21 protein-coding genes are annotated in these 23808 nt (G+C 61.9%); 6 read left to right on the top strand and 15 right to left on the bottom strand.

The genetic code is table 11. The features are described from left to right. Window positions 1-708, top strand: coding sequence for a YebC/PmpR family DNA-binding transcriptional regulator (locus tag AB7933_RS21630; RefSeq protein ID WP_024076255.1), 708 nt, complete (start codon window positions 1-3; stop codon window positions 706-708). A 385-nt stretch (window positions 709-1093) separates the two neighbouring features. Here AB7933_RS21630 and AB7933_RS21625 read toward each other — a convergent pair whose 3' ends face one another. The 4 genes from AB7933_RS21625 to AB7933_RS21610 form a co-directional block, all read right to left on the bottom strand. Further along, the gene (locus tag AB7933_RS21625; RefSeq protein WP_041161249.1) at window positions 1094-2407 is read right to left on the bottom strand and encodes a protein kinase; all 1314 of its coding nucleotides are present in this window, start codon (window positions 2405-2407) and stop codon (window positions 1094-1096) included. A gap of 39 nt (window positions 2408-2446) precedes the next feature. After that, the gene (zapE, locus tag AB7933_RS21620) at window positions 2447-3541 is read right to left on the bottom strand and encodes a cell division protein ZapE (RefSeq protein ID WP_024076253.1); all 1095 of its coding nucleotides are present in this window, start codon (window positions 3539-3541) and stop codon (window positions 2447-2449) included. Window positions 3542-3748: 207 nt separating this feature from the next. Next, on the bottom strand, window positions 3749-4486 hold the full coding sequence (locus tag AB7933_RS21615; protein ID WP_024076252.1) for an anti-sigma factor family protein: 738 nt from the start codon (window positions 4484-4486) through the stop codon (window positions 3749-3751). Then, window positions 4483-4989 (bottom strand): RNA polymerase sigma factor, encoded by a 507-nt coding sequence (locus AB7933_RS21610; RefSeq protein WP_024076251.1) that lies wholly within the window; start codon window positions 4987-4989, stop codon window positions 4483-4485. The genes AB7933_RS21615 and AB7933_RS21610 overlap by 4 nt, the downstream gene beginning before the upstream one ends. 168 nt (window positions 4990-5157) lie before the next feature. Here AB7933_RS21610 and AB7933_RS21605 point away from each other — a divergent pair, with 168 nt between their 5' ends. After that, a complete protein-coding gene (locus tag AB7933_RS21605; RefSeq protein ID WP_041161248.1) occupies window positions 5158-6240 on the top strand; it encodes a catalase family peroxidase in 1083 nt (360 codons plus the stop codon). Further along, window positions 6237-6776 carry a cytochrome b gene (locus tag AB7933_RS21600; RefSeq protein WP_024076249.1) on the top strand — a complete coding sequence of 180 codons (540 nt, stop codon included), beginning with the start codon at window positions 6237-6239 and terminating at the stop codon, window positions 6774-6776. The genes AB7933_RS21605 and AB7933_RS21600 overlap by 4 nt, the downstream gene beginning before the upstream one ends. Before the next feature lie 35 nt (window positions 6777-6811). On the opposite strand, the gene AB7933_RS21595 is transcribed toward AB7933_RS21600, so the two are convergent. Both AB7933_RS21595 and AB7933_RS21590 read right to left on the bottom strand, forming a co-directional pair. Next, the gene (locus AB7933_RS21595; protein WP_024076248.1) at window positions 6812-7963 is read right to left on the bottom strand and encodes a M14 family metallopeptidase; all 1152 of its coding nucleotides are present in this window, start codon (window positions 7961-7963) and stop codon (window positions 6812-6814) included. Window positions 7964-8429: 466 nt separating this feature from the next. Then, window positions 8430-8780 (bottom strand): DUF6124 family protein, encoded by a 351-nt coding sequence (locus tag AB7933_RS21590; RefSeq protein WP_024076247.1) that lies wholly within the window; start codon window positions 8778-8780, stop codon window positions 8430-8432. A 131-nt stretch (window positions 8781-8911) separates the two neighbouring features. On the opposite strand from AB7933_RS21590, the gene AB7933_RS21585 reads away from it, so the two are divergent. After that, a complete protein-coding gene (locus AB7933_RS21585; protein ID WP_024076246.1) occupies window positions 8912-9547 on the top strand; it encodes a LexA family protein in 636 nt (211 codons plus the stop codon). On the opposite strand, the gene AB7933_RS21580 is transcribed toward AB7933_RS21585, so the two are convergent. The 4 genes from AB7933_RS21580 to AB7933_RS21565 form a co-directional block, all read right to left on the bottom strand. Then, window positions 9544-11469 (bottom strand): acetyl/propionyl/methylcrotonyl-CoA carboxylase subunit alpha, encoded by a 1926-nt coding sequence (locus AB7933_RS21580; protein WP_024076245.1) that lies wholly within the window; start codon window positions 11467-11469, stop codon window positions 9544-9546. The two genes, AB7933_RS21585 and AB7933_RS21580, sit on opposite strands and share 4 nt — an antisense overlap. Continuing rightward, on the bottom strand, window positions 11466-12272 hold the full coding sequence (locus tag AB7933_RS21575) for a gamma-carboxygeranoyl-CoA hydratase (protein WP_024076244.1): 807 nt from the start codon (window positions 12270-12272) through the stop codon (window positions 11466-11468). The genes AB7933_RS21580 and AB7933_RS21575 overlap by 4 nt, the downstream gene beginning before the upstream one ends. Before the next feature lie 133 nt (window positions 12273-12405). Continuing rightward, window positions 12406-14013 carry a carboxyl transferase domain-containing protein gene (locus AB7933_RS21570; protein ID WP_024076243.1) on the bottom strand — a complete coding sequence of 536 codons (1608 nt, stop codon included), beginning with the start codon at window positions 14011-14013 and terminating at the stop codon, window positions 12406-12408. A gap of 11 nt (window positions 14014-14024) precedes the next feature. After that, the gene (locus tag AB7933_RS21565; protein WP_024076242.1) at window positions 14025-15188 is read right to left on the bottom strand and encodes an isovaleryl-CoA dehydrogenase; all 1164 of its coding nucleotides are present in this window, start codon (window positions 15186-15188) and stop codon (window positions 14025-14027) included. Between the two features lie 150 nt (window positions 15189-15338). Between AB7933_RS21565 and AB7933_RS21560 the strand changes: the two genes are divergently transcribed. Then, complete coding sequence (locus AB7933_RS21560; protein WP_024076241.1) at window positions 15339-16976, top strand: AMP-binding protein; 1638 nt, start codon at window positions 15339-15341, stop codon at window positions 16974-16976. Between the two features lie 566 nt (window positions 16977-17542). Here AB7933_RS21560 and AB7933_RS21555 read toward each other — a convergent pair. The 3 genes from AB7933_RS21555 to AB7933_RS21545 form a co-directional block, all read right to left on the bottom strand. Further along, window positions 17543-18442 carry a hydroxymethylglutaryl-CoA lyase gene (locus AB7933_RS21555; protein WP_024076240.1) on the bottom strand — a complete coding sequence of 300 codons (900 nt, stop codon included), beginning with the start codon at window positions 18440-18442 and terminating at the stop codon, window positions 17543-17545. 16 nt (window positions 18443-18458) lie between these two features. Further along, the gene (locus AB7933_RS21550) at window positions 18459-18854 is read right to left on the bottom strand and encodes a MerR family transcriptional regulator (RefSeq protein ID WP_024076239.1); all 396 of its coding nucleotides are present in this window, start codon (window positions 18852-18854) and stop codon (window positions 18459-18461) included. 115 nt (window positions 18855-18969) lie between these two features. Beyond that, window positions 18970-19905: a LysR family transcriptional regulator gene (locus AB7933_RS21545; RefSeq protein ID WP_024076238.1), complete on the bottom strand. Its 936-nt coding sequence runs from the start codon at window positions 19903-19905 to the stop codon at window positions 18970-18972. 151 nt (window positions 19906-20056) lie between these two features. On the opposite strand from AB7933_RS21545, the gene AB7933_RS21540 reads away from it, so the two are divergent. After that, on the top strand, window positions 20057-21286 hold the full coding sequence (locus AB7933_RS21540; protein WP_024076237.1) for an acyl-CoA dehydrogenase: 1230 nt from the start codon (window positions 20057-20059) through the stop codon (window positions 21284-21286). A 123-nt stretch (window positions 21287-21409) separates the two neighbouring features. Here AB7933_RS21540 and AB7933_RS21535 read toward each other — a convergent pair whose 3' ends face one another. Beyond that, window positions 21410-22744: a substrate-binding domain-containing protein gene (locus tag AB7933_RS21535; protein WP_024076236.1), complete on the bottom strand. Its 1335-nt coding sequence runs from the start codon at window positions 22742-22744 to the stop codon at window positions 21410-21412. A gap of 211 nt (window positions 22745-22955) precedes the next feature. After that, window positions 22956-23768: an exodeoxyribonuclease III gene (gene xthA / locus AB7933_RS21530; RefSeq protein ID WP_024076235.1), complete on the bottom strand. Its 813-nt coding sequence runs from the start codon at window positions 23766-23768 to the stop codon at window positions 22956-22958. Window positions 23769-23808: the final 40 nt, after the last annotated feature.

Genomic DNA, 23808 nt, shown 5'->3' with positions numbered 1-23808 from the left:
ATGGGCGCACAGTGGAAAGTCAAACATAAAGAAGCGGCAGCCAATGCCAAGGGCAAGATCTTCGGCAAGCTGGTGAAAGAGATCACCATCGCCGCGCGCAATGGCGCCGACACGGCGACCAACGCCCACCTGCGTCTGGTGGTGGAACAGGCCAAAAAGGCTTCGATGCCCAAGGAAACCCTGGACCGCGCCATCAAGAAAGGCGCCGGCCTGCTGGGTGAAACCGTGCAGTACCACCGCGTGACCTACGAAGGGTTCGCCCCGCACCAGGTGCCGTTGATCGTCGAGTGCGTCACCGACAACATCAACCGCACCGTGGCGGAAATCCGCGTGGCCTTCCGCAAGGGCCAACTGGGGGCTTCCGGTTCCGTGGCCTGGGACTTCAACCACGTTGGCCTCATCGAAGCGTCGCCGGACAGCCCGGACGCTGATCCGGAAATGGCCGCGATTGAAGCCGGCGCCCAGGACTTCGAAGAGGGTGAAGAAGAAGGCACGACCCTGTTCATTACCGAGACCACCGACCTGGACGCCGTGCAAAAAGCCTTGCCGGAGCAGGGCTTCACCGTACTGTCGGCCAAGCTGGGCTACATCTCGAAAAACCCGGTGAGCGGCTTGACCGAGGCGCAGATGGCGGAAGTCGAAGCCTTCCTCGAAGGTCTGGACAACCATGACGACGTGCAGGATATGTTCGTCGGCTTGGCAGGCTGATTGAGAGCTGAATAAGCTCGGCTTGAATGTGGGAGGGGGCTTGCCCCCGATGGCGGTGGGTCAGCCAACACACCTTTCAACCGTGCCACCGCCATCGAAGCCTCGCTAAAGCTCGACATCTCCCACAGGGGATTGGCGGTATCCACGAGATCCACAGCCGGGCTGCTCTCTACCTGCCACCCGCGATCAAATGTGGGAGGGGGCTTGCCCCCGATGGCGGTGGGTCAGCCAACACACCTGCCAACAATGCCACCGCCTTCGAAGCCTCGCTAAAGCTCGACATCTCCCACAGGGGATTGGCGGTATCCACGAGATCCACAGCCGGGCTGCTTTCTACCTGCCACCAGCAACCCAGTGTGGGAGGGGGCTTGCTCCCACATTGGGTTCAGGGGTGTGGGATAGATTGCAGCAGCGCTTCGACTTCCTCGAAACTCGGCCGTGCCAACACCTCCGGCTGGCAGCAACGCGCCTGCAAGCCTTCTAGCACCTGACGCGTGTCGTCGCTCAAGCCCGTGTCGATCCGCTCCAGCAACTCCCCGAGCAACACCCCGAACGCCCGCACTTCAATGCGCTGCAACGCCCTGGTCTCCAGGGTATCTGCCGTGGCATGGAATGACGCGGCGCCAAAATCCCCCAGCAGGCAATCACCCGCCGCATTCCACAGGATATTGTGGCCGTACAGGTCACCATGGGTGATGCCGTGCCGGTGCAGGTGTGCGGCCACCGAGGCGATGCCCCGCGCCATGCGCAATGCCACGGCGAGGCTGAAGCGGGTGGCAGGGTCGTAGATGTCGCGGGTGCAGGACGCGAGGCTGGGCAGGGCGGCGAGGTTACGGTAGCTCGGTTCGATCAGGTCCATCACCAGCGCGGCCTGGCCGTCGGGGTGGCCCACCACACGGCCTTCGACCTTGATCAGGTTGGGGTGCTGCCCGGCCGCGATGCAGGCCTGCATTTCATGCAATGGCGAGCCGTCGCTGGTGATGGCGCCTTTATAGAGTTTGACCGCGACGGGCTTGGCCTCAGGTTGCCACGTGGCCTTGCGAATCACTCCGGAGGCGCCTTCGCCGAGCACGTCGGCGAGCGCCAGTTGCGCCCAGGGAATATCCGGTGTCGCGTCGTCGTCGGCCACGTCAACCGCCATTTCCACCGGGTTGCCAGCGTAGGCCAGCCAGGTCAGGCTCGGCAGTGTCAGCAGCCATTCGGGCAAGCGGGTCAGACGGTTGGAGGCGATGCGGATCAGCTCAAGGTTCTGGCAGTTGGCCAGGCTCGGCGGCAAATGCGCGAGTTGGTTGCCGGCCAGCATCAGTTTTTGCAGCAACGGCCGCTGGCCCAGTTCGTCGGGCAGTTGGCTGATGCGGTTATCGGTGAGGATCAGCCAGCGCAACTGCGGCGGCAGCGCGGCCGCCGGTACGTGGCGGATCTGGTTGGCCTTGAAGCCGATCATGCTCAGTTTGGCGCACTGGCCCAGGCATTCGGGCAGTTCCGTAAAGGCGTTGTCCGAGCAGAACAGTACGCGCAGGTGCGGCAGGCGATGCAGGTCATCCGGCAGGCTGCTCAGGGCGTTGCCGCTGAGGTTGAGGATTTCCAGGGAGTCGGCCAGTTCGAAGATTTCCCGGGGGAATTCAGTCAGCCCGCAGGACAGGTCCAGGCGCGTGATACCGGCCAGTTGGCCGGCCTTGAGTTGGGCGAGGGTATTCATGAACGGCGCGGTCACTCGGCAAGAGGGCGTAAAAGGCGCTCATGATACCGGGTCGGGCGCGCGTTGCGGGCTGACCGTTTGCAATTGGTTCAGGCGGCTGGCCGTGCGGGCCAGGTCGATGGCCTGGCCTTCCAGGGATTTGGCCAGGGGCTGTTCGCCGATCAGGGTCAACTGCTTATCGCGGTCGTAGAGTACGTCTACCAGGTTGATAAAGCGCTGTTGCACGGCGATCGGGCAATCCGCCAGGTATGGCAGCCCATCGATGATCCAGTGGTCGAAGTCGTCGCACAGCAGCAGGTAGTCCATTACCGCAGTGAGTTGTTCACACAGGTCGCTGAACGTGAAAGCGATGCGGTGTGCTTCGCGCTGGCGGCAGGTCAACTGGCGGGCGCCGACGCTGAGGGGCTGCGGCGGGCAATCGGTGGTGGGCAAGCCAAGGGCCTCACGTTGTGCCGGCGTGCCCGGCCACACGTATTGCCCCTGGGTGAAGCGCTGTTCGGCATGGGCCTGGGGCAGGCTGCGGAAGTCGCGGGGCGAACTGACTTCCAACACCTCCATACGCGCCGCGATCAAGTCGATCACCGGCTTGAAACGCTGGTGGTACAGGGGGTTGGGCAACAGGCCCGCGGGCGGGTAGTTGGAGGTGACCAGCACCAGGACACCGCGTTTGAACAAGGCTTTGAACAGCCGGCTGATCAGCATGGCATCGCCAATATCGTGGACGTGGAACTCGTCGAAGCACAGTACGCGGCAGCCCTCGAGCAGCTCATCCAGGGTCGTGGCCAGTGCGTCTGGCTGCTGACGATGGGCGAACATGCCCCGGTGCAGGCGGGCGAAAAAGTCATGGAAATGCACGCGTTGTTTTTCGGCCATTGGCAACGCCTGGAAAAAACCATCGAGCAGCCAGCTTTTGCCGCGCCCCACCGGGCCGTGCAGGTACAGGCTACGGGTCGGTTGGCCGGCCAGCAGGTGCGCGGTTTCGCGGGCCATGGCGGCGATCGCCTGGGCCTGGCCGGCGCTGAGGGTGTAGCCCTGTTGCTCGGCCTTGTGCTGAAAGAACATCGGGATGGAGGCGTCGACGCGGGTGCCGGGGGTTTTACCGAGCAGGCGTCGGATCAGGGGAAACACGGCCAATGCAAGTCACTCTGTGGTGCGGTGGTCGCTTACTTTAGAGCCCCGGCCATGTTTTGACCAATCGAGAAGGGCGCCGCCAGCCATCTCGAAAAGGCATGGCCTGTAGACACCCGCCCAAGCGCTCAGCAGGCGGCGCGGGTTTGGGAGGGCCGGGTGCACCTGCAACGCCGAGACCTGGACCGATACCGTGGTGTTGGACGTGAGTTTCTAGAACTTCAACAGCGGCGCGGTGGGCTGATCCACCGGGCTGACCATCGCATAGTTGTAGCCGGCGCCGGACCAGTATTCGGCGTGTAAGCCGTCAGCGCTACGGTTGCCACGGGGCAGAAAGCCGTTGTCCGGGCCCGGTGGGCGGATGTAGAAGCTGATGTGTCGACCTTGCGCGTCTTCGTACAACACCATCGCCGCTGCGCCTTGCTCGGTGGTGAGCAAGCGTGCGCTGACCGGCTTGAAACCTGCCTGGCTCAAGTCCGGCAGGCGGTGGGCCTGGTTGAAGTAGCGATCAAGCCAGGTTTGCATCGTGCCGCTGTCCGAAGAGCGGTAGTCGGCCGGCATGATGCCGTCCTGGGCAAACAGGCGGTAGGCCTGCATGGCGTCGGCCATGGGCAGCAGCGGCGATTGCGTGGCTTCACGGGCGTGCCAGCCGCCAATGCCACCGAGGCTGACGGCAATCAGCAGCACCGCCGCTGTCGCGAAATGGCGGCGGGACTGATGCTTGATGCGCTGGCGAATCAGCATCGGGTCCAGCCCAGGGTTGGCCGGCTGGTGCAGGACGCCACTCAGTGCCGCGCGCAGCAATTGCGCATCCTGCTGCCAGGCGTGGACTTGGGCCGCGACTTCGGGGTGGGCCGCCAAGTAGGTTTCAAGCACACGCCGATCACTCTCCAGGAGCTGGTGATCGACGTAGGCATGCAAATCGCGTTCGCTGGGGGGCAGGCTGATCATTTGAGTATCCGCAGGGAAGGGCTGGCGATTTCGCCATCGCTGAGTTGGCGCAGGGCCTGGCGCGCCCGCGACAGGCGCGACATCACCGTGCCGATGGGCACGTCGAGGATTTCTGCGACTTCCTTGTAGCTCAAACCTTCGACCGACACCCACAGCAGCAGCGCACGTTGCTCGGTGTTGAGTTGATCGAAGGCTTGCAAGGTGGCTTGGGCCATCACCGTGCGCTCGACCGAGGGCTCGGCATCATCGCGCCCGGTGAAGAATTCGAGCATGCGTGCATAGCGGCGGGTGCGTCGATGGGCGTCGAGGAACTGCCGGTAGAGGATCGAGAACAGCCAGGCGCGCAGGTCGCCTTCCAGACGTTTGTCGTCCCAGCGGATGATCGCCCGTTCCAGGGTCGACTGCACCAAGTCGTCGGCGCTGCTGGCGTGACGGGTCAGGGACACGGCAAAGCGCCGCAGCCTGGGGATGAGTTCACGTAACTGTTCGTCGAGTTCGTGCATGGGATGCTGGCTGGTCGCTACGTTGGGACTAGAGAGACGTCCGGCGCTGAAGGTTATTCCCCTTTCTCGAAAATAAATCAAAGGCCAGGGAATAGAGCGGATCGGCATTCGTCTCAATGCACCGACCCTATGTTCACCGCCAAAGGCCCTTGGCCCTGGAGTTTCCTGATGGTAGATCACTCACCACCACCCCGTCTTGCGCTGAGTACTGCGAGCCTGATTGCTCGACTTGTCGGCATCGGTGCGGTTGTTGCGGTTGTTGCGGGGGCGTTTGCCTACGTCAACGGCACCCTCGACCCACAACGCCTGCGGCCCACGACGCTGGTCAATGCCCTGGAAACCAATAACGGTGTGCATCCGGGGTTCCGCCGCAACCACGCCAAGGGTGTGTGCGTCGCGGGTTATTTCGAGAGCAGCGCCGAGGCGCGCGCGTATTCCAGCGCCCAAGTCTTCAGCGCAGCCAAAACCCCCATCATCGGCCGATTTGCCTTGCCCAGCGGCAACCCCTATGCACCGGACAGCAGCGTGCCGATCCGCAGTTTTGCCGTGCAATTTACCCAAGCCAACGGCCAGCAGTGGCGCACCGGGATGAACAGCATGCCGGTGTTCCCGGTGGGCACGCCCGAGGCGTTCTACCAACTGCTCAAGGCCGGCGCGCCCGACCCGGCCACCGGCAAGCCGAACCCGGCGAGTATGCCGGCGTTTTTTGCTTCTCACCCTGAGACCGCGCCGTTCCTGGCGTGGGTCAAGACCGCCAGGCCATCGGCCAGCTATGCCACTGAAACCTACAACGGCATCAATGCGTTCTACCTGGTGAGCGCTGACGGCAAACGCCAGGCCGTGCGCTGGGGCGTCGTACCGCAGAGCCAGGATGCACCCGGCGATAGCGCACCGGCAGGCAATGACTTTCTGGAGAAAGACCTGGTGCAGCGCCTGGCGGCAGGACCGCTGCGTTGGCAATTGAACATGACCCTGGCCAACCCCGGTGACCCGCTGGACGATGCGAGCAAGACCTGGGCCGGTGAGCACAAGGTCATCAACGTCGGCAGCCTGGTGCTGGACAGCAGCCAGCCACAGGCCGATGGGGATTGCCGTGACATCAACTTCGACCCGCTGATTTTGCCGAGCGGCATCGAGGCGTCCAATGATCCGCTGCTGGCGGCCCGTTCGGCTGCGTATGCCAGTTCTTACCTGCGTCGCGCTGGCGAAGTCAGCCCCTTGCACAATGCCCCTCAGGAGTCGAAGCCATGAATGCCCAACCACGGTTTTTCACGCCCCTGGCGCGCCTGCTGCATTGGTTGATGGCGCTGATGATCATCGCGATGCTGTTTATCGGTGCGGGGTTGGCCGCGTCGGTGTCCGAGCGGCATGAATGGTTGATTCACCTGCACAAGCCGTTGGGGATTGCGATTCTGGCGCTGGTGATCGTGCGGCTGGTGGTGCGCTTTTCCACGCGCCAACCACCGCTGCCCAGCGATTTGCCGTTGTGGCAAACACTGGCGGCCAAGGCGTCTCACCTGGTGCTGTATGCCTTGATGCTGGTGCTGCCGCTGCTGGGTTGGGCGATGATTTCAGCCGCGGGCGACCCGGTGATGCTGAGCAGTTCGATACAACTGCCGGCGCTGGTAGGCGCGAATGCACCATTGTTCGCGGTGTTACGCAAGGCCCATGGGTATCTGGCCTACCTGCTGTTCCTGACGGTGCTTTTGCACCTGGCGGCGGCGTTATTCCACGGGCTCATTCGGCGCGATGGCGTGTTGCAAAGCATGACCGGTACCAAAGACTGAGGCTGCCATTGAACCCTTGCCGGACCAGGCAAGGGTTAGCGCAGGACGGTCACGATATCGGCGATCGTGCTCAACACATCCTTACCCAATTGCATCGAGCGTTTGCCCGACCAGCCGGTGTGCGGGTTGGGCGCATCGTCGTTGTCCTTGAACGGCATTTCCAGGGTCAGCGAAAGGCAATCGTATTTCTCGCCGACGGCATTGCAGGCCAAGGTCATGTTGGCTTCGCCCGGCAGGTCGCGGGTGTAGCCGTGGGTGGTCTGGAAGTCACGGGTCAGCGCGCTCAGGTGGCTGCGGAAGTGTTTTTCCAGGGCTTCGATGCGCGGGGTGTATCCCGGGTTGCCTTCGCAACCGGCGGTGAACACGTAGGGGATTTCCTCGTCGCCATGGATGTCGAGGAACAGGTCGACGCCATGCTTTTCCATCTGTTGCTGCACGAACAGCACTTCCGGGCTGGTTTCCTGGTTGGCGCTCTGCCACGCGCGGTTGAGGTCCTGGCCCATGGCGTTGGTGCGCAAGTGGCCATGGAAGGCACCGTCAGGGTTCATGTTGGGGATCAGGTACAGGTCGGCAACGGCCAGGAGCTTCCTCAGCTCGGCATCGCCATCCTGTTGCAGGCGTTCGATGATGCCTTCCATGAACCATTCGGCCATGTGTTCGCCGGGGTGTTGCTGGGCGATGATCCAGACCTTGCGCCGGTTGCTGCCGCCTTTGCCACGACGTAGCAACTGGATATCACGGCCTTCGACACTTTTACCGGTGGCCAGCAATTTAGCGCCTGCGCGGGTCACGGCCTGCTCGATCAGCCAGTCGTGGCGTTCGCGGCTGTAGGGTTCGAAGTAGGCGAACCAGGCGTGTTTCTCACGGGTTTCGAGGCTGATGTGCAAGGTCTCGCCATCAAAGCGCGTGGGCACGCGGAACCAGTTGATATGGTCGTAGGAGGCGACAGCGTTGTAGCCGCTCCACGCATGCTTATAGGAAGAATGGCTGGCGTTGCTCAGGCGGAAAGTGTGGGTATGGCCCACGTGCATGCCTTCGGCCTTGAAGTGGAACCACTGGAAATGTGCGCTGCGGGTATCGGGTTCGATGGCGAGCAGCAACTGATAGGCATCGCTGGCATCCAGAACCTGGATATTGCCACTGTCGAAGTCGGTGCTGATCTTGATAGAGGTCAAGGCCACGGTCATAGTCGGGTTGCCTGGGTATGAATGTTGTGGCGGTTATATTACACAGGCACCGGGCAAAATCTTGACGCAAAATTGTTGCGGAGGAGGGGGGGCGTCGTCCTTGACGCTGGGGCAGCTTAGAATCTATGAGATTGATTCTCAAGCGCTATTTCTCAAAGATCTGGGCTAGAGCCTTCGATCGGCTTTCTTTGGACGATGGTCTTTTGCTACCATGCGCGCCATTCAGCAACACACAGTCTTCATTAGCCTGAAGCCATGCCAGGGAAACTGGCAAAAAAAAAGACCCGGCCAAAGAGCCGGGTCAAAAACCGTGATTAGCCTGATGAGGAGATATTCCAAGAGTCCGACCTAAGGTCCCTTGGTCTATCGACTGATCTCGCGATCAGCTGAGCCCAATAATAATCATTATCATTTGCAAGTCAAATGTTTTTATCCGTGAGATAGAAATATTTTTCCTGCGCGCCCGTCACACGCTTGCCTGAGCCTTCGGCGCCTGCAGCGACTGCTCCACCATCGCCTTCGCCATATCGATCAAATACACCACTGAGAATGCCAGGTCGCGTTGATTGCCTTGATGGCTGTTCGCTGATTCGTAGGCGGTGGCGGCAGCACTGCGCAGCAGGTCCGAGGCGTGCACCAGGGCTTCTTCGTGGCTGATGTCGGGTTTGACGCGAAAGAAGGTGTCATCCGAGGGCGATGGCGACATATCTTCTTTCAAGTAATAGTCCAGGGCTCGCTGGGCGGCGCTGCTGCCGCGCATGTCGAGCAATTCGCTGGTTTCGGGTGTTTCAGGCAGGCGGTGCGGGCTTGTCGTCATAAGGGGCGGTACTCTGGGTGGGTGTCGAAAACCTTATGTTCGATGATAGTACGTATCGTATTTATGTCGTTTTATGGATTACTACAAACTGTTTATTGCCCTGAAAAATACGCATCGTATTGTCACGCACCATGGATAACTGGATAGCGTTGGTCAAAGCCAACATGAAAGACCGCAAGGTCACGCAGGATCAACTGGCCGAACGCCTGGGCATGTCCCAGGGCGGGGTGGGCCATTGGCTCAACAAACGCCGTGTGCCAAGCCTGGCCGACATGAACCGGGTTCTCGCGGAACTGGGGCTGGGCTACCTGGAAGTCGCCTTGCAGATTCGCGAAAAGACCGCCGAGGCACTGCCCGCGCAACCTCCCTACAACCCGTATTTTCGATACCCGGTCAACGATTGGACGGGCATGTGCGAAATTCGCGAAGAGCACGGCGCGTACGCCACCACCCGCTTCGAACTGACGGACTACCACGCCCGCGGTGACGCCTTCTGGCTCCCGGTGAGGGGAGACGCCATGACCGCCCCCAGCGGCCTGAGCATCGGTGCGGGCATGCTGATCCTGGTGGACCCGGCTATCGATGCCCAACCTGGCAAGCTGGTGGTCGCCCAATGGGCTGACAGCCCCCAGGCGACTTTTCGCCAACTCATGGAAGAAAGCGGCCAGCTTTACCTGGTGCCGCTCAACCCCACCTATCCGAAGCAGCGGTTCACCGAGGATTGCCGCATCCTCGGCGTGGTGGTGCAGGCCACGGCGAAGTTCTAGTCGGCTGTTTCGAGCTCCACCAGCGCGCAGCCTTCGGCAACCATTTCGCCTTCCTCGCAGAACAACGCCTTGATCACCCCGGCCTGCGGCGCACGGATGCTGTGTTCCATCTTCATTGCTTCCAGCACCACCAGTTGCGTGCCGGCCTCCACGGCTTGGCCGACTTCCACCAGCACCCGCACGATGCTGCCGTTCATGGGCGCGGTCAGGCCGCCTTGATGGAACTGGCCGGCCTCGACCGCTGCAATCGGGTCGAACAGGCTGACCGCGTGCAACTCGCCATCCCAGCGCAGGTACAGGGTGCTTTCGCTGCGCACCGCCAGATGAGCGCGGCGTACGCCCTGGTGCTCGATCAGCAGTTGTTCGCCGCGCAACAGCGGGGGCTGGGTGGGTAATGTCACCAACCGATCCTGCCCATTGCAGCTCAAGTGCAGCGAGACTTCGGCGGGCAGGCCGGCACGAAAACCGCGCGTGTCCGCCCAAGGCCCGTCACCGGCTGGCAAGCTCTGTATGAACGCCGCGGCCGCGGCCTGCCAGAACTCATCGCTCAAGGCGCCAGGTACCGGCAGCAGCTCATCCTGATAGCGCGGGATAAACCCGGTATCCAGCTCCGCCGCGGCAAACGCGGGGTGGGCGATGATTCGACGCAGGAAGCTCAGGTTGGTCCGCAGCCCGCCCACCGCAAATTCATCCAGCATGCTCAACAGCCGCAATCGCGCCTGTTCACGGTCTTCGCCCCAGGCAATCAGCTTGCCGAGCATCGGGTCGTAGAAGGGCGACACGCTGTCGCCCTGCTCGACGCCGCTGTCCACGCGTCGCCCCGGGCCGGGGGCTGATTCGCGGTACAGCGCCAGGTGCCCGGTGGCCGGCAGGAAATCGTTGGAGGGGTCTTCGGCGTACAGCCGTACTTCGATGGCATGGCCGATCAGCGGCACTTGTGCCTGGGTGATCGGCAGCGCTTCACCCTGGGCCACGCGAATCTGCCAGGCCACCAGATCGAGGCCGGTAATCGCTTCAGTCACCGGGTGTTCCACTTGCAGGCGCGTGTTCATTTCCATAAAGAAAAACTCGCCACGGGCATCCAGCAGAAATTCCACCGTGCCCGCGCCCACATAGCCAATGGCCTGGGCTGCGCGTACCGCCGCTTCGCCCATGGCCTTGCGCTGTTCAGCACTCAAGCCAGGCGCCGGGGCTTCCTCGACGACTTTTTGGTGCCGACGCTGGATCGAGCAATCGCGCTCATTGAGGTACAGGCAATGCCCCTGCTGGTCGGCAAACACCTGGATCTCCACATGGCGCGGCTTGAGCAGGTATTTTTCCACCAGCATCTGCCCATTGCCGAACGACGACAGCGCCTCGCGCTGGGCAGAGGCCAATGCCTCGGCCAACTGACTGACGTCCTCGACCACTTTCATTCCCTTGCCGCCGCCGCCGGCCGTGGCCTTGAGCAGCACCGGGTAGCCGATACGCGCGCAGGCATCGCGGAACGTCTCCAGGTCCTGGGCTTCGCCGTGGTAACCCGGCACCAGCGGCACGCCGGCGGTCTCCATCAACGCCTTGGCGGCCGACTTGCTGCCCATGGCGTCGATCGCCGAGGCGGGCGGGCCGAGGAAGATCAAGCCAGCGGCCTCGACCGCGCGGGCAAACCCGGCGTTTTCCGACAGGAAGCCGTAGCCCGGATGAATCGCCTGGGCGCCGCTGGCCTGGGCCGCGGCGATCAATTTGTCGATCTGCAGGTAGCTGTCCGTGGCTTTGCTGCCCCCCAGGTCGACGCGGATATCCGCCTCGCGACTATGGCGCGCGTCGCGGTCCGTGGCGCTGTGTACAGCGACGGTGGTCAAGCCCATGGCCTTGGCGGTGCGCATCACCCGGCAGGCGATTTCACCACGGTTGGCCACCAGTACGGTGGTCAGTGTGCTCATGAACGGGGCTCCTGGGATTGCCAACTGGGCGTACGTTTTTGCAGGAACGCGCGCAAGCCTTCCTGGCCTTCGGCGCTGACGCGAATGCGGGCGATGGCATTTTCGCAATAGCGGCGCAGGGCCGGGGTGAGAGCGCCGTTACCGACCTCGCGCAATAAGTCTTTGCTGGCGCGCATCGCCGCCGGGCTGTTTTGCAGCAGGTTGGCAACCCATTGCGCGACCTGTTGTTCCAGCGTATCGGTCGGATAGCTTTCCGCCAGCAGGCCGATATCCCGCGCCCGTTGGCCGCCAAACCGTTCGGCCGTCAGCGCATAACGCCGGGCTGCGCGCTCGCCGATCGCCTGTACCACAAACGGGCTGATCACCGCTGGCGCCAAGCCAATACGCACTTCTGACAGGCAGAACTGTGCGTCATCGGCACCAATCGCCATGTCGCAGCAACTGATCAGGCCCAATGCGCCACCGTAGGCCGCGCCTTGCACCACTGCCAGGGTGGGGATCTTCAGCTTCGCCAGGTTGTACATCAGCTCGGCCAGTTCGCGGGCGTCGTCCAGGTTGGTGTGGTAGTCCAGCTCGGCCGATTGCTGCATCCAGGCCAGGTCGGCCCCGGCGCTGAAGTGCTTGCCGCGCCCGCGCAGGACCAGGAAGCGCAGGGACGGATCACCTTGCACCTGGTCGAGGGCGATGATCAGTTCGCGGATCATCTCGGCGTTGAATGCGTTGTTCTTGGCTTCACGACTGAGCCATAGCGTGGCAAAGCCACGGCTGTCGGTGATCAGTTCGAGGGTGTTGAAATCGCTCATGCAAGGAGCTCCATGATGATGAGAGGTCTCCTGTAGGAGCGAGCTTGCTCGCGAAAAACGTCCAGGCAACGCGTTCATCCAGAATGCTCGCGTTATCGTTAACGACCTTCGCGAGCAAGCTCGCTCCTACAGGTTACATGCGGAACACGCCGAAGCGGCTCGGCTCGATGGGGGCATTCAGCGCGGCAGACAGCGCCAGGGCCAGCACGTCGCGGGTCTGCATCGGGTCGATGACGCCGTCGTCCCACAAGCGCGCGCTGGAGTAGTAGGGATGGCCCTGGGTTTCATACTGGTCGAGGATCGGCTGCTTGATCGCCGCTTCTTCCTCGGCACTGAACGCAACCCCTGCACGTTCGGCCTGTTCACGCTTGACCTGCACCAGCACCCCTGCGGCCTGCTCGGCACCCATCACACCGATGCGCGCGTTCGGCCACATCCATAAAAAGCGCGGGTCGTAGGCGCGGCCGCACATCCCATAGTTACCGGCACCAAAGCTGCCGCCGATGATCACCGTGAATTTCGGCACCTTGGCGCAGGCCACGGCGGTGACCAGCTTGGCGCCATGCTTGGCGATACCGCCGGCCTCGTATTTCTGGCCGACCATAAAGCCGGTGATGTTCTGCAAGAACAGCAGCGGAATCCCGCGCTGGCAGGCCAGCTCGATAAAGTGCGCGCCTTTTTGCGCGGCTTCCGCAAACAAAATCCCGTTGTTGGCCAGGATCGCAATCGGATAGCCGTGCAAGTGGGCAAAACCGCACACCAGGGTGGTGCCGAACAGGGCCTTGAATTCATCGAACACCGAGCCGTCCACCAGCCGTGCGATCACTTCGCGCACATCGAACGGTTGCTTGGCATCGGCCGGGATCACGCCATAGAGCTCCTCGCTGCTATACAACGGCGCCACCGGCGTGCGTTGCAGCAACTGGCCCTGCTTGTGCCAATTGAGGTGGGCGACGCTGCGGCGGGCCAGGGCCAGGGCGTGCTCGTCGCTGTCGGCATAGTGGTCGGCTACGCCAGAAATCTTGCAGTGCACATCGGCACCGCCGAGGTCTTCAGCGCTGACCACTTCACCGGTCGCCGCCTTCACCAGCGGCGGGCCGGCGAGGAAGATGGTGGCCTGCTGGCGCACCATGATCGCTTCGTCGGCCATCGCCGGCACGTAGGCGCCGCCGGCGGTGCACGAACCCATCACCACGGCGATCTGCGGGATGCCCTGGGCACTCATGTTCGCCTGGTTGAAGAAGATCCGCCCGAAGTGCTCACGGTCGGGAAACACTTCATCCTGGCGCGGCAGGTTGGCGCCACCTGAGTCCACCAGGTAGATGCACGGCAGGCGATTCTGCTCGGCGATGGTTTGGGCGCGCAGGTGTTTCTTCACGGTCAGCGGGTAGTAGGAGCCGCCCTTCACCGTGGCATCGTTGGCGACGATCATGCATTCAACCCCTTCGACCCGGCCTATCCCGGCAATCACGCCGGCGGCAGGCACGTCTTCGCCATACACCTGGTGGGCGGCCAGTTGGCTGAGTTCAAGGAACGGTGAGCCTGGGTCGAGCAAGCGGTTGATGCGCTCGCGCGGCAACAGTTTGCCGCGTGAAGTGTGGCGCTCCTGGGCCTTGGCGCCGCCACCCTGCTGCACGTGGGCGAGCAGGGTGTGCAGGGCGTCGACCTGTTGGCGCATCGCTGCGTCATTGGCGATGAACTCCGCCGAGCGCGGGTTGAGCTGGGTGTGCAAGGTGGCCATGACGTGTTCCTTCAGCGGGTTTCGTTGAAGAGTTCGCGACCGATCAGCATCCGCCGAATCTCACTGGTGCCGGCCCCGATTTCATACAGCTTGGCGTCACGCAGCAGGCGTCCGGCAGGGAATTCGTTGATATAGCCGTTGCCGCCGAGGATCTGGATGGCATCGAGGGCCATCTGCGTCGCGCGTTCGGCGCTGTAGAGGATCACCCCGGCCGCATCCTTGCGCGTGGTTTCGCCACGCTCGCAGGCTTGCGCCACTGCGTAGAGGTAGGCGCGGCTGGCATTGAGTTGGGTGTACATGTCGGCGACCTTGCCCTGGATCAGCTGGAATTCGCCGATGCTCTGGCCGAACTGCTTGCGGTCGTGGATGTAGGGCACGATCAGGTCCATGCACGCCTGCATGATCCCGGTCGGGCCACCGGAGAGCACCACGCGTTCGTAGTCCAGGCCGCTCATCAGCACTTTCACACCGCCGTTGAGGGCACCGAGGATATTGTCTTCGGGGACTTCCACATCATCGAAAAACAGCTCGCAGGTGTTGGAGCCGCGCATGCCCAGTTTGTCGAACTTGTTGCTGCGGCTGAAGCCTTTCCAGTCACGCTCGACGATGAAGGCGGTGATGCCGTGGGGGCCCTTTTCCAGGTCGGTCTTGGCGTAGATCACATAGGTGTTGGCGTCAGGGCCGTTGGTGATCCAGGTCTTGCTGCCGTTGAGCACGTAGCGGTCGCCACGCTTGTCGGCGCGCAGCTTCATCGAGACCACATCGGAGCCGGCATTCGGCTCGCTCATGGCCAGGGCGCCCACATGTTCGCCGCTGATCAGTTGAGGCAGGTACTTGAGCTTCTGCTCATGGTTGCCGTTGCGGTTGATCTGATTGACGCAGAGGTTGGAGTGGGCGCCGTAGGACAGCGCCACCGACGCCGAACCGCGGCTGATTTCTTCCATGGCCACCACGTGGGCCAGGTAACCCAGGCCGGCACCGCCGTACGCTTCCGGCACCGTGATGCCCAGCAGGCCCATGTCGCCAAACTTGCGCCACAGGTCGGCGGGAAACAGGTTGTCGATGTCGATCTGTGCCGCGCGAGGGGCGATCTCCTTGGCCACGAAGGACTGCACCTGGTCGCGCAACATGTCGATGGTTTCACCGAGGGCGAAGTTCAGGGAGGGATAACTCATGGACGGGCACCTTAAGTTGAACTTTGTTGTTATGTGGGTGGGGCGCCGGGGGAGGGCGATCACCTTTACGTTAACGTAAGCTTGCGTTGCGGTGCTGTCAATCGTAGTTTACGTTTACGTCAACCTACAAAAAAGACAACAGGGGTCGTTATGGATCAACCGAATCCGAGCTACAGCCGTGGCTCCCAGGACAAGACGCTGCTGGCCATGACCATCGGTCAGGCCTTCGATCGCACCGTTGCGCAGCATCCCGATGGCGAAGCCCTGGTGGTGCGCCACCAACAGCGCCGCTACACCTGGCGGCAACTGGCCGAGACCGTTGACCTGCACGCCCGCGCGTTCCTGGCCCTGGGCATGCAAACCGGCGACCGCCTGGGCATCTGGGCGCCCAATTGCGCCGAATGGTGTATCAGCCAAATCGCCAGCGCCAAGCTCGGGGTGATCCTGGTCAATATCAACCCGGCCTATCGCAGCAGTGAGTTGGAATACGTGCTCAAGCAATCCGGTTGCCAGTGGCTGGTGTGCGCCGGGTCATTCAAGACGTCCGATTACCATGCCATGGTGCAGGCGCTGAAGCCCGACCTGCGTGGCGTCATCAGCCTTGACCCCAGCCCGCCCCCGGGTTTCCTGCCCTGGTCGCAGTTGGCGGCACTCGGGGCGGGAGTCGCGCCGGAACAGGTGCGCAGCCGTCAAGCCAGCCTGAGCTTTGATCAAGCCGTCAATATCCAGTACACCTCCGGCACTACCGGCTTCCCCAAGGGAGCCACCCTCAGTCACCACAACATCCTCAACAACGGCTACATGGTCGGCGAAAGCCTGGGCCTCACCGCGCAGGATCGCCTGGTGATCCCGGTGCCGCTGTACCACTGCTTTGGCATGGTGATGGGCAACCTGGGCTGTATCACCCATGGCACCACCATGATCTACCCCAATGACGGCTTCGATCCGCTGCTGACGCTCACCGCCGTCGCCGAAGAGCGCGCCACTGGCCTGTACGGCGTGCCCACCATGTTTATCGCCATGCTCGATCATCCGCGCCGGGGCGAGTTGGAGCTGTCGTCCCTGCGTACCGGCATCATGGCCGGCGCCACGTGCCCCATTGAAGTGATGCGCCGGGTCATCGGCGAATTGCATATGGGCGAGGTGCAGATTGCCTACGGCATGACCGAAACCAGCCCGGTGTCGTTGCAGACCGGCGCCGATGATGACCTGGAGCGTCGGGTCACCACGGTGGGGCGTACCCAGCCACACCTCGAACACAAGATCATCGACATCGACGGTAACACCGTGGCGCGCGGCGAGACGGGCGAGCTGTGTACCCGTGGCTACAGCGTGATGCTCGGCTACTGGAACAACCCGGAAGGTACCCGCGAGGCCATCGACGACGCGGGCTGGATGCACACCGGCGACCTGGCGACCATGGACGCGCACGGCTACGTATGCATCGCCGGGCGCAACAAAGACATGATCATTCGCGGTGGCGAGAACGTGTACCCGCGGGAGCTGGAAGAGTTTTTCTTTACCCATCCGGCGGTGGCCGACGTGCAGGTTATTGGTGTTCCGGATGAGCGTTATGGCGAAGAGATTGTGGCCTGGGTCAAGTTTCACCCTGGGCACGTGGTCAGCGCGCTGGAGTTGCACACCTGGTGCAAGGGGCGCATCGCGCACTTCAAGACGCCCAAGCATTTCAAGTTCGTGGACGAATTTCCGATGACCGTCACGGGCAAGGTCCAGAAATTCCGCATGCGCGAGATCAGTATCGAGGAGTTGGCGTCGCGCAACGACTGAGGGAAAGCGCCGCTGCCTGAGGAGGCGTGCACACAGCACAAAGGGGACCCTAGGGTCCCCTTTAATTTGTCGTTGCCTGCTCTTTTTTTATTATTGAGGGGCGGTCTGTTGTTGTTTTTGGTAACCGTGACCCTTTACCGCTGTTTTTGGCGACCCCCATCCGGGGTCAAGAGCAAACGTATTTTTTTGAGCGCTGATCTGCTTCTTCGCAAGCGATCCAACCAGTGGCAGCTACCTGAGGTAGTTTTATTTTTCTCTATCCGGTTGCGGGTTTCGGCATGCCGTACCCTGCGAAGCACATCTTCTCCAAAAAAATCTGTTAGCTGCGTCTCTGCCGTGTTGTTTTTGTTATGTCAGAGTCGTTACGTCTTATTTTTATTAGGTTTGGCGCTTTTTATTCTTGTTATGCCATAGAGATAGCAGAACCCGTGCCAACTTTATAAAGTCTTTTAGAATCAATGAGTTAATTTTTGTGTGCGATTTGGCCTACGGCGAATGCCACAAAATATGTTCCCGTGTTACTCGATGTGTAGCGGTGCGGTAACACATCGTCACGGATCGGTTACTCACTGTGTGCTACGCACCTTGGCCACACGCGAACCGGTGGGGCGGCCCAGCACTGTGCAGATCTGTTGGCCGGCCCGGATCAGTTGCTCCAGGTCGATGCCCGTGTGGATCCCCAGCCCATCGAGCAGGTACACCACGTCCTCGGTGGCGACGTTACCGCTGGCGCCCTTGGCGTAGGGGCAGCCGCCGAGGCCCGCGATAGAGCTGTCGAACACATTGATCCCTTCCAACAGGCTGGCGTAGACATTGGCGATCGCCTGCCCATACGTGTCGTGGAAGTGCCCCGCCAACTTGTCCCGCGGTACCTGCGCACCCACCACCTCGAACAGCCGCCGCGTGGCGCCGGCCGTGCCGGTGCCGATGGTGTCGCCCAGGGACACTTCATAGCAGCCCATGGCATACAGCTCACGAGCCACTGCCGCCACTTGCTCCGGGGCGACCGCGCCTTCGTACGGGCAACCCAGCACACAGGACACATAGCCACGCACACTGATGCCGTGCTGCTTGGCCGCCGCCATGATCGGCGCAAAACGCTCCAGGCTTTCGCTGATGGAACAGTTGATATTGCGCTGGGAAAACGCCTCGGAGGCTGCCGCAAACACTGCGACTTCCTTCACGCCGGCCGCCAGCGCGTCTTCAAACCCGCGCAGGTTCGGTGCCAACGCGCCATAGGTGACACCGGGCTTGCGCTGGATCTGCGCAAACACCTCAGCGGAACCGGCCATCTGTGGCACCCATTTGGGCGAGACGAAACTGCCCACCTCGATATAGCCCAGGCCGGCGGCACTCAGGGCATCCACCAACTGCACCTTGTCGGCCACGCTGATGGGTTGGGCTTCGTTCTGCAAACCGTCGCGCGGGCCGACTTCGACCAGGCGCACGTGGGAGGGGAGGGACATGGCAACTACCTTCTGTTCAATGGCCAGCCTGGCCTTGGATGGTCTCGGCCAGGGCCTGGGTGCAGCGCTCTTCGGCGGTGTCCAGTTCCAGCTTCATTTGTTCGATATCCAGCAACTGTTGCTCCAACTGTTCACGGCGTTCGGCGATCTTCGCCAGCATGCTGTTGAGCTGGATATGGTTGCCGCTGGCGGGGTCGTAGAGTTCGATCAATTCACGGCACTCGGCCAGGGAAAAACCGATGCGCTTGCCACGCAGGATCAGCTTCAGGCTGACCTTGTCCCGCGCCGAGTAGATGCGTTCCTGGCCTCGGCGTTCCGGGGCCAGCAGGCCTTGTTCTTCATAGAAGCGAATGGCGCGGGTGGTGATGTCGAGCTCGCGGGCGAGGTCGGAGATGCTGTAGGTCGTGCTCATGGGGGCGCTCAAGAAGGTCTTGGCGTTAAGCTAATGGCAGGTTGACGTGAACGTCAAGGGCCGCTGCGCAGCCCATCGGGGGCAAGCCCCCTCCCACAGGGGAGGCTTTTCACCCTCAGGCCTGCTGTTTATCCAGCTTCTTTTCGTGAGCCGTGACTTGCTGGCACAACTCGATCATTTGCTCACGCATCCAGCGGTTGGCCGGGTCCTGGTCGGTGCTTTCGTGCCAGTACAGGTGGGTTTCCACCGGCGGCACGTCATTGACCGGCAGGTTGAACCAGTGCAGGTCATGACGGCGGGCGAAGCGTTCGGGCACGGTCATCACCATGTCGGTCTGCTGCAACACTTGGGAGGCCATCAGGTAATGCTGGGAGCGCAGGGCAATCTTGCGCTGGATGCCCATCTTGCCCAGGGCCAGGTCGACATGGCCCAGGCCATTGCGGCGGCTGGAGATATGGATATGGGTCAGCGACAGGTAGTCATCCAAGGTGAATTTGTCCTTGCCCGCCATGGGATGGCCCTTGCGCATGGCACAGACGTAGCGGTCTTCCATCAGCTTGACGTGGCGCACCTGCGGGTCGGTGTTGAGCGGCGCGTCCACGGCAAAATCCAGGCGCCCGGCGGCCAGTTCCTTGGTGGTTTCGCGGCGCTTGGACAGGAAACTCTCGATCACCACCGTCGGTGCCAGGCGGCGCAGACGCTGGAACAGCAACGGCAGGATCACCGCCTCGGTGAGGTCGGTCATGCTGATGCGATAGGTCTTGGCCGCCTGCTGAGGGTTGAAAATCCGGCTTTCCTGCACCGACACCCGCAGCAACGACAACGCATTGCGCACCGGACCGATGATGTTCTGCGCCATCGGCGTGGGCACCATGCCTTGGGCGGTGCGCACGAACAGCGGGTCGTTGAAGGTCTCGCGCAAGCGGGCCAGAGCGTTGGATACCGCTGGTTGGGTAATGCCGACAATCTGCCCGGCGCGGGTCAGGTTGGCTTCGGTGTAGATCGCGTCAAAGACGATGAAGAGGTTGAGGTCGACCTTGCTCAGATTCATTTCGTTGCGCTCTTATTGTTAGGTGGCCATACGTCGATCATATATCGGTGATGAATGTTAATACACGCCGAGAATAGGCTAGGTAAATTATCAACCCTGTTCTAGCATCGAATGCATGACCTAAACAACCTCTCCAAGAAGGGAGCTGCTCATGGATTTCGCCTATTCGCCCAAGGTTCAGGAACTGCGTGAACGCGTTACAGCGTTCATGGACGCTTACGTTTACCCGGCCGAGCCGGTGTTCGAACGCCAAGTCAGCGAAGGCGACCGCTGGCAGCCCACCGCGATCATGGAAGAGCTGAAGGCGAAAGCCAAAGCCGAGGGCCTGTGGAACCTGTTCCTGCCTGAATCCGAGCTGGGCGCCGGCCTGACCAACCTTGAATACGCGCCACTGGCCGAGATCATGGGCCGCTCGCTGCTGGGCCCGGAGCCGTTCAACTGCTCGGCCCCCGACACCGGCAACATGGAAGTGCTGGTGCGCTACGCCAACGAAGAGCAGAAACAACGCTGGCTCCAACCGCTGCTGCGCGGCGAAATCCGCTCGGCCTTCGCCATGACCGAGCCCGATGTGGCCTCCTCGGATGCCACCAACATGGCTGCCCGCGCCGAACGCCAGGGCGACGAGTGGGTGATCAACGGCAAGAAGTGGTGGACCTCCGGCGCCTGCGACCCGCGCTGCAAGATCCTGATCTTCATGGGCCTGAGCAATCCTGATGCACCGCGTCACCAGCAACACTCGATGATCCTGGTGCCGGTGGACGCCCCGGGGGTGAAGATAGTGCGCCCGCTGCCGGTGTTCGGTTACGACGACGCGCCCCATGGCCACGCCGAAGTGCTGTTCGACAATGTGCGCGTGCCGTATGAAAACGTGCTGCTCGGCGAAGGCCGTGGCTTTGAAATCGCCCAGGGTCGCCTTGGCCCGGGCCGCATCCACCACTGCATGCGCTCCATCGGCATGGCCGAGCGCGCACTGGAATTGATGTGCAAGCGCGCCGTCAGCCGCACCGCATTCGGCAAGCCATTGGCACGCCTGGGCGGCAATATCGACAAGATCGCCGACTCGCGCATGGAAATTGACATGGCGCGCCTGCTGACCTTGAAAGCGGCGTACATGATGGACACCGTGGGCAACAAAGTGGCGAAAAGCGAAATCGCCCAGATCAAGGTCGTGGCGCCGAATGTGGCGTTGAAAGTGATCGACCGCGCGATCCAGATTCATGGTGGCGCCGGGGTTTCCAACGACTTTCCGCTGGCCTACATGTACGCCATGCAACGTACCCTGCGCCTGGCCGACGGCCCGGACGAAGTGCACCGCGCGGCGATCGGCAAGTTCGAGATCGGCAAGTATGTGCCACGGGAGATGATGCGCAGCGGGCAGTAACACCGCGTCGCCTGCAATCGGGGGCAAGCCCCCTCCCACATTTTGATTTGGGAATACATTCAAAGTGTGGGAGGGGGCTTGCCCCCGATGAGGCCGGATCAGGCCCTGAAGATCCCACAGCCCTCAGTACACCCAAACCTCCACCCGCCGATTCTTGATCCGCCCTTCATCCGCGGTATTCGCCGCCACCGGCATTTGCGCGCCGAACCCGCGAATATCCCTCAGCACCACGCCGCTCTTGACCAATTCACGGCGCACCGCCATCGCCCGCAATTTCGACAGCAGCGCCGCGCGCTGCGGGTCACTCTTGGCATCGCCAAACCCTACCAGCGTCACCTGCTTGTCGAGCTTGTCGTGGCTTTTGATATAGGCCACCACGCGTTGCAGATCTTGACGCGCCTTGTTATCCAGGCTGGCGCTGCCTTCCTCGAAACGAAAATTCACCGTCAGGCGCTGGGCGTCGCGGGCGATCGCCTGATAGTCCTCGGGCATCGACGCTCGCGGCTCTACCCCAATCGCCTGCACCTGCTGTGCGATAAATCCGTTGGCCGCGACAATCGCCTGGCCTTTGCTGCTCTGGGTAAAGTCCACCAGCGCCTTGGCCCATGGATTACGTGTGGACGGTGGCAGGTAAAAGAACAGTCGTCGGGAGAGAGGGTAATCCTCCGTGGCGATCAGGCTGTTCAAGGGCAACATGGGTTGCGAGTCACCATCGACAATCGCCACCGCCTTGGCCTGACGCACATAGGGCAGGCCGATAAAGCCGATGCCATGGGGGTCACGGCTCACCGCGTCGGACAGTTGCTCGCTGGACTCGAAACGCTTGGCGGACGCCGCCAGGGGTTTGCCGCGCCGGCTCAGCACCAGTTCCTTGAAGGTGTCATAGGTACCGGACTGGTCATCGCGCGCGTACAGATTGATCGTCCCGCCGACACCGCCCAGGGCCTCCCAGGTACTGATTTCGCCATTGAAGATCTGCGCCAGTTGCTCGGTGTTCAGGGTGTCCAGCGGGTTGCGCGGATTGAGGATGATCGCCAGGCCGTCGATGGCGATGACCTGCTCGGCCTCAGGGCTTTTCAGGTCACCCAGGGGTTCGAGCTCCACCAGTTCACTGTCCTTGATCGGGCGGGATGAAGCTGCCAGGTCGGCGCTGGATTTTTTCAGCGCGACAAACCCGGTGCTGGAACCATGGGCCGCGACCTCTATGGTCACGACCTTGCCCTGGCGCGTCTTGCCGACGACCCGTTGTTCATTGGCGCCTTCGGCGGGTTCGCTGTGTACGCCTTGCAGCCCCTGCTGCTCCATCAAGCCCTTGACCAGTGCCGGCCCCAGCGCTGCGCCAATAGTGTTCGAGCCCTGGATGCGCAGGGCAGGGCCTTGGTCGGGAACGGGTAGAGGGGCAGCAACAGCCGAGAGGGAAAACGCGCTACACAACAGGAACAGAACGCGCAGCATCATGCCGGCACCTTCTCAAGCCAAAGGGAGTGCCGCGAGATTAAGTCAGTCAGGTTGCATAAATATGACTGGCATGCCGCCAATCAAACGGTGGGAGGGGCGGTGCGACGATTCGACAAGCCCGCTCGCCACAGGGGTTCAAGTTTGTCGTGCGACCGCGCTAAATCGGAGATTCATCGGGACCTCCCCCATTTGACCGAGTCCGGCCAGGGAATCAGCTCAGTTCCAACCAGATCGGCGCATGGTCAGACGGCTTCTCCAGGCCACGCAGATCGTAATCCACACCGGCATCCTTGACGCGCGGCAGCAAGCCATTGGAGGCCATGATCACGTCAATCCGCAGCCCACGCTTGGGCTCATCCTCGAACCCACGGCTGCGGTAGTCGAACCAGCTGAAACGGTCGGTCACATCGGGGTTGAGGTGACGGAAGCTGTCCACCAGGCCCCAGTTCTTCAGGCGGGCCATCCACTCGCGCTCTTCCGGCAGGAAGCTGCACTTGCCGGTTTTCAGCCAGCGCTTGGCGTTGTCGGCGCCGATGCCGATATCGCAGTCTTCCGGGGAAATATTCACGTCGCCCATCACCACCAGTGCCTGGTCATTGCTGAACTGGCTTTCCAGCAGCTGTTGCAGGTCTTCGTAGAAGCGCTGCTTGGCCGGGAACTTGGTCGGGTGGTCGCGGCTTTCGCCCTGAGGGAAGTAGCCGTTCATGATGGTCACCGGATGGCCATTTTCATCGGCGAAGGTGCCCCAGATAAAGCGGCGCTGGGCATCTTCTTCATCGCTGGCAAAGCCTTTGTGCACGCTCAAGGCTTCTTTGCGCGACAGCAGGGCCACGCCGTAGTGGCCTTTCTGGCCGTGGTAATACACGTGATAGCCCAGTGCCTGTACTTCGGCCAAGGGGAACTGGTCGTCATGCACCTTGGTTTCCTGCAGGCCAATCACGTCGGGTTGATGCTTTTCAATCAGCGCCGCCAGCTGATGGGGGCGAGCCCGCAGCCCGTTGATATTGAAGGAGACGATTTTCATGGTCGGCAGTCCAGTCTGGCAAAAGGGCGATGCTAGCGGA

Source organism: Pseudomonas gorinensis (genome assembly GCF_042015035.1).
Classification (GTDB): domain Bacteria; phylum Pseudomonadota; class Gammaproteobacteria; order Pseudomonadales; family Pseudomonadaceae; genus Aquipseudomonas; species Aquipseudomonas gorinensis.
The sequence above is the reverse complement of the archived record's forward strand: the minus strand, read 5'-3'. Positions and strand labels throughout refer to the sequence as shown.

What these genes read in the sequence shown, in the direction of transcription:
- AB7933_RS21630 (WP_024076255.1), top strand. Translation starts at nt 1, where the DNA reads ATGGGCGCACAGTGGAAAGTCAAACATAAAGAAGCGGCAGCCAATGCC.
- AB7933_RS21625 (WP_041161249.1), bottom strand. Translation starts at nt 2,407, where the DNA reads ATGAATACCCTCGCCCAACTCAAGGCCGGCCAACTGGCCGGTATCACG.
- AB7933_RS21615 (WP_024076252.1), bottom strand. Translation starts at nt 4,486, where the DNA reads ATGATCAGCCTGCCCCCCAGCGAACGCGATTTGCATGCCTACGTCGAT.
- AB7933_RS21610 (WP_024076251.1), bottom strand. Translation starts at nt 4,989, where the DNA reads ATGCACGAACTCGACGAACAGTTACGTGAACTCATCCCCAGGCTGCGG.
- AB7933_RS21605 (WP_041161248.1), top strand. Translation starts at nt 5,158, where the DNA reads ATGGTAGATCACTCACCACCACCCCGTCTTGCGCTGAGTACTGCGAGC.
- AB7933_RS21600 (WP_024076249.1), top strand. Translation starts at nt 6,237, where the DNA reads ATGAATGCCCAACCACGGTTTTTCACGCCCCTGGCGCGCCTGCTGCAT.
- AB7933_RS21595 (WP_024076248.1), bottom strand. Translation starts at nt 7,963, where the DNA reads ATGACCGTGGCCTTGACCTCTATCAAGATCAGCACCGACTTCGACAGT.
- AB7933_RS21590 (WP_024076247.1), bottom strand. Translation starts at nt 8,780, where the DNA reads ATGACGACAAGCCCGCACCGCCTGCCTGAAACACCCGAAACCAGCGAA.
- AB7933_RS21585 (WP_024076246.1), top strand. Translation starts at nt 8,912, where the DNA reads ATGGATAACTGGATAGCGTTGGTCAAAGCCAACATGAAAGACCGCAAG.
- AB7933_RS21580 (WP_024076245.1), bottom strand. Translation starts at nt 11,469, where the DNA reads ATGAGCACACTGACCACCGTACTGGTGGCCAACCGTGGTGAAATCGCC.
- AB7933_RS21575 (WP_024076244.1), bottom strand. Translation starts at nt 12,272, where the DNA reads ATGAGCGATTTCAACACCCTCGAACTGATCACCGACAGCCGTGGCTTT.
- AB7933_RS21570 (WP_024076243.1), bottom strand. Translation starts at nt 14,013, where the DNA reads ATGGCCACCTTGCACACCCAGCTCAACCCGCGCTCGGCGGAGTTCATC.
- AB7933_RS21565 (WP_024076242.1), bottom strand. Translation starts at nt 15,188, where the DNA reads ATGAGTTATCCCTCCCTGAACTTCGCCCTCGGTGAAACCATCGACATG.
- AB7933_RS21560 (WP_024076241.1), top strand. Translation starts at nt 15,339, where the DNA reads ATGGATCAACCGAATCCGAGCTACAGCCGTGGCTCCCAGGACAAGACG.
- AB7933_RS21555 (WP_024076240.1), bottom strand. Translation starts at nt 18,442, where the DNA reads ATGTCCCTCCCCTCCCACGTGCGCCTGGTCGAAGTCGGCCCGCGCGAC.
- AB7933_RS21550 (WP_024076239.1), bottom strand. Translation starts at nt 18,854, where the DNA reads ATGAGCACGACCTACAGCATCTCCGACCTCGCCCGCGAGCTCGACATC.
- AB7933_RS21545 (WP_024076238.1), bottom strand. Translation starts at nt 19,905, where the DNA reads ATGAATCTGAGCAAGGTCGACCTCAACCTCTTCATCGTCTTTGACGCG.
- AB7933_RS21540 (WP_024076237.1), top strand. Translation starts at nt 20,057, where the DNA reads ATGGATTTCGCCTATTCGCCCAAGGTTCAGGAACTGCGTGAACGCGTT.
- AB7933_RS21535 (WP_024076236.1), bottom strand. Translation starts at nt 22,744, where the DNA reads ATGATGCTGCGCGTTCTGTTCCTGTTGTGTAGCGCGTTTTCCCTCTCG.
- xthA (WP_024076235.1), bottom strand. Translation starts at nt 23,768, where the DNA reads ATGAAAATCGTCTCCTTCAATATCAACGGGCTGCGGGCTCGCCCCCAT.